This is a genomic window from Sphingopyxis sp., from assembly GCF_036402335.1.
Classification (GTDB): domain Bacteria; phylum Pseudomonadota; class Alphaproteobacteria; order Sphingomonadales; family Sphingomonadaceae; genus Sphingopyxis.
In genome coordinates this window covers 1-4,027 of record NZ_DASWTD010000020.1, presented here as the reverse complement: position 1 = coordinate 4,027, position 4,027 = coordinate 1, and the positions used below count along the sequence as shown (strand labels likewise).

Sequence of the window (4,027 nt, the reverse complement as noted above, 5' to 3'; positions counted from 1 at the left end):
AAAGCCGAAAACTGGACCTACAAATCGGGCTTTGACACAGAGATCTTCGGCCAGAATTACTATCGCGCGTTCGACATTCGCGATGGTTCTATCCGCATGATCCGTGGCTTTCGCGTCGACAGCATAGAGGTAGCGGCGGCCAGGGCGCGGCTGGACAATGGGCGGATCGCGGCCTTCGACAACAGCAAGGGCTGGATTTTCTATGAACCGCTCGGCGATGTCGTGCCGAGCCCGGCGCGCAAGTTGGTGCCCGCCACCTACGACATCGACTGGACCGCCGCCGACGTCCCCTGCCTGTCGCCCGCCGCGATCAGTCGCGGAGCAGCTCGTTGATCCCGGTCTTCGCGCGTGTCTTCGCATCGACGCGCTTGACGATCACCGCGCAGTAGAGCGACGGGCCCGGGCTGCCGTCGGGCAGCGGCTTGCCCGGCATCGCGCCGGGAACGACGACGGCATAGGGCGGGACTTCGCCGATAAAGACCTCGCCCGTCGCGCGGTCGACGATCTTGGTCGATGCGCCGAGGTAGACGCCCATCGACAGCACCGCGCCTTCGCGCACGATCACCCCCTCGGCGACCTCGGCGCGCGCGCCGATGAAGGCGCCGTCCTCGATCACCACGGGCCCGGCCTGCAGCGGTTCGAGCACGCCGCCGATCCCCGCGCCGCCCGACAGATGGACGTTGGCGCCGATCTGTGCGCAGCTGCCGACGGTGGCCCAGGCATCGACCATCGACCCTTCGCCGACCCAGGCGCCGATATTGACGAAGCTCGGCATCAGCACCGCGCCCTTGCTGATATAGGCGCCGCGGCGGACGATCGAGCCGGGGACGGCGCGGAAGCCCGCGTCGCGGAAACGGTTCTCGCCCCAGCCGGCGAATTTCGACGGCACCTTGTCCCACCAGGTCGCGCCGCCGGGACCGCCTTCGATGAGTTCCATGTCGTTGAGGCGGAACGACAGCAGCACCGCCTTCTTGAGCCACTGGTTGACCTGCCACGTCCCGCCCGCGTCGCGTTCGGCGACGCGGTAGCTGCCGTCGTCGAGCCCGGCGAGCGCACTTTCGACGGCGTCGCGCACCGCGCCCTGCGTCGTCAGACCCAGCGTGTCGCGCGCGTCCCAGGCGGCTTCGATCGTGCTCTGCAGGTCGGTGGTCATGAAATTCCCCAAGGTAAAGGCAGTGAATCGAGCCAGTCGGCGATATCGTTGACGTGGAAATCGACGTGGTCCGGCAGGTGGTCCCGATGGCCGCTTTCGCTGCCGTTGTCCAGCCAGACGGTCGTCATCCCGAGTGCTTTCGCCGGGGTCAGGTTGCGCGCCATATCCTCGACGAACAGGCTCTTTGCGGGATCGACGCCGAGGTGTGTCACCATCGCGGCATAGGCCCCCGCATCGGGCTTCGGGACATAGCGCGTGATCCTGATGTCGCAGATGCCGTCGAACAGGTCGGCGATCCCGCGCGCCTTCAGCACGCGCGCCGCATAGTCGGCATCGGCGTTGGTGAAGACCAGCTTGCGGCCGGGCAGGCGCTCGAGCCCGGCGCGCAGCCGCGCGTCGACCGTCAGCCGGTCGAGCGCGATGTTGTGGACGTCGACCAGAAAATCCTCGGGGTCGACGCCATGGTGCCGCATCAGCCCCGCCATCGTCGTGCCATGGTCGTGGAAATATTGCTTCTGCACCCGCCGCGCCTCGACCGCGTCGACGTTCAGCAGCCGCATGATGAAGGCGCCCATGCGCGCGTCGATCAGGTCGAACAGCTTCGCCGACGGCGCATAGAGCGTGTTGTCGAGATCGAAGATCCAGCTGTCGATATGGTCGAGGCGCGGCGTCATGCCGTGGCGCTTACTGGCTGCGTCCGGCCCGGGCAAGCTGCGCGCTTTACGCCCCTGCCGCAATCGGCTTTAACGCGCATCGTATACGAACAGGGGATGCACCATGAAACCGACAAACTTCCTCCCGCTTCTTCTGGCCGGGGCGATGATCGCCTCGCCTGCCGCCGCGCAGACGGCATCGCGCACGGTGATCCACGCCGGCCATCTGCTCGCCGAACCCGGCAAGCCCGCGCGGGGCGCTTCGACGATCGTCGTCGAGAACGGGCGGATCATCGCCGTTGCCGACGGCTATCAACCCGCCGAACCTGGCGCGACGCTGATCGACCTCAAGGACAAATATGTCCTCCCCGGCCTGATCGACAGCCATGTCCATCTGACGAGTGACGCCGGGGGGATCGCGGGGCAGCTCGAGGATGTGACGCTGAGCCCGGCGGCGCAGGCGTTCAACGCCGAGGCAAACGGGATGAAGACACTGCGCGCGGGCTTCACCACGGTGCGGAACCTCGGCGACGGCGACGGCGCCACCCTGGCGCTGCGCGACGCCATCGCGGCGGGCAAGGTGCAGGGACCGCGCATCGTCGATGCGGGCGCCAGCATCTCGGGCAGCGCGGGGCATATGGACGGCTCGCTCGGTTATCGCGACGAACTCCGGCCCTTCTTCACCGGTGCGGGCAACACCTGCAACGGCGCCGACGATTGCCGCCGCGCGGTGCGGCTGCAGATCGGCCGCGGCGCCGATGTGATCAAATTCGCTTCCACAGGCGGGGTCAACAGCCGAATTGGGGCGGGCCTCGGCAAGCAGATGTTCGACGACGAGGCGCAGGCGATCGTCGACACGGCGCATATGTTCGGCAAGAAGGTCGCGGTCCACGCGCATGGCGCCGACGGCATCCGCCTGGCGCTGGCCGCCGGGGTCGATTCGGTCGAGCATGGCACGATCCTCGACGAGGCGACGATCGCGGCGTGGGCCAAATCGAAAGCCTATTATGTCCCGACGCTGTCGACGGTGAATGGCTACAAGGAACGTATCGCTGCGAACGCGAATGCCTATGAGCCCGACGTGCTTGCGAAGATCCAGTGGCGGATCGGGATCACCGGCCAGAGCCTCGAGAAGCTGGTCCCGCGCGGGGTGCGCATCGCCTTCGGCACCGATGCCGGCGTCTCGAAGCATGGCCGCAACGCCGACGAATTCGAGCTGCTGATCGAGCATGGCATGACGCCGACCGCGGCGCTGCAGGCGGCGACGGTCAATGCCGCCGACCTGCTGGGCCTGTCGAACGAGATCGGTACCATCGCGTCGGGCAAGAGCGCCGACATCATCGCGGTGGCGAGCGATCCGCTCGCCGATGTGCGCGTGCTGAAGAAGGTCGATTTCGTGATGGCGCGCGGGACGGTGGTCGACTGATCCGGCAATCTCGTCATTGCGAGGAGCGAAGCGACGCGGCAATCCAGGGTAGGCGTAAACCGCTCTGGATTGCTTCGCTCCGCTCGCAATGACGACGTTTCAAGTTTCGAGTGCGGTTTTCAGCTTCAGCCATTTTTCGAGTTTCGCTGCGAAGCCGATCGTGTGCGCGGCACTGCTCGACGGCAGGTCGATGATGGTCATTCCGCCGGACGGCGGCAGCTGCTTGCGGCCGATCGCGGCGGCCTTGCCGCCGTTGAACGCAATCATGCGCAAATCGGGCAGGCCGGCGATGAGCGCCGCGAGGTCGTGCGCTTCGGCGTCGCGGATCAGCGCGTCGCTGCTCGTGTGCCGCTCGGCGCTGCGGATCACGTCCCACAGCCCGATCCTCGCTTCGCGCAGCGTCTTCAGCCTGTCCTCATACGGCAGGACCGCGAGCGGCCGATCGACAACCTCGCCGAGCAGGCGCCAGAACTGGTTCGTCGGGTGCGCATAATATTGCCGCTCGGCGAGCGATCGCGCCCCCGGCAGGCTGCCCAGGATCAGCAGCCGCGTGTCGGGCGCGACGTGGGGGGCAAAGCTGATGTGGCGGACGGCGGGCATCGCCGACCGATAGCCCGCCCGGACCGGCGCAACAATATTGCCCACCCCTTGACCGGGACAGGAATCGGGTCTAGGGGCGCGCTCGACCGAAAAGGGCGGTTTGCTGCCTCTTTCAGTTGCAACAGCGCTTGAACATTGCTGGCGCGGATGGAGCCTCCGGAAGACCTTGCAGGTCTGCCGGGGTCTTTTGCTGTT

Annotated in this window: 4 protein-coding genes and 1 pseudogene; 2 read left to right on the top strand and 3 right to left on the bottom strand. The window is 66.7% G+C overall.

Annotation, left to right across the window (positions count from 1 at the left end):
* Nucleotides 1-333 (top strand): annotated as a pseudogene (locus VGD20_RS00585) (transglutaminase); the annotation flags it as partial.
* On the opposite strand, the gene dapD reads toward VGD20_RS00585, so the two are convergent.
* Both dapD and VGD20_RS00575 read right to left on the bottom strand, forming a co-directional pair.
* Nucleotides 311-1,153 (bottom strand): 2,3,4,5-tetrahydropyridine-2,6-dicarboxylate N-succinyltransferase, encoded by an 843-nt coding sequence (gene dapD, locus VGD20_RS00580; protein WP_331132590.1) that lies wholly within the window; start codon nt 1,151-1,153, stop codon nt 311-313. The pseudogene VGD20_RS00585 and the gene dapD overlap by 23 nt on opposite strands.
* Entirely contained in the window at nt 1,150-1,827 is a 678-nt protein-coding gene (locus tag VGD20_RS00575) for a pyrimidine 5'-nucleotidase (RefSeq protein WP_331132589.1), read from the bottom strand. Before VGD20_RS00575 ends, dapD begins: the two co-directional genes overlap by 4 nt.
* Nucleotides 1,828-1,930: 103 nt before the next feature.
* On the opposite strand from VGD20_RS00575, the gene VGD20_RS00570 reads away from it, so the two are divergent.
* Nucleotides 1,931-3,232 carry an amidohydrolase family protein gene (locus VGD20_RS00570; protein ID WP_331132588.1) on the top strand — a complete coding sequence of 434 codons (1,302 nt, stop codon included), beginning with the start codon at nt 1,931-1,933 and terminating at the stop codon, nt 3,230-3,232.
* Between the two features lie 99 nt (nt 3,233-3,331).
* On the opposite strand, the gene VGD20_RS00565 is transcribed toward VGD20_RS00570, so the two are convergent.
* Nucleotides 3,332-3,877: a DNA-deoxyinosine glycosylase gene (locus VGD20_RS00565; RefSeq protein ID WP_331132587.1), complete on the bottom strand. Its 546-nt coding sequence runs from the start codon at nt 3,875-3,877 to the stop codon at nt 3,332-3,334.
* Nucleotides 3,878-4,027 lie beyond the last annotated feature (150 nt).

Bases quoted from the DNA above. Each gene is read 5' to 3' on its own strand.
- dapD (WP_331132590.1), bottom strand. From the start codon at position 1,153: ATGACCACCGACCTGCAGAGCACGATCGAAGCCGCCTGGGACGCGCGC.
- VGD20_RS00575 (WP_331132589.1), bottom strand. From the start codon at position 1,827: ATGACGCCGCGCCTCGACCATATCGACAGCTGGATCTTCGATCTCGAC.
- VGD20_RS00570 (WP_331132588.1), top strand. From the start codon at position 1,931: ATGAAACCGACAAACTTCCTCCCGCTTCTTCTGGCCGGGGCGATGATC.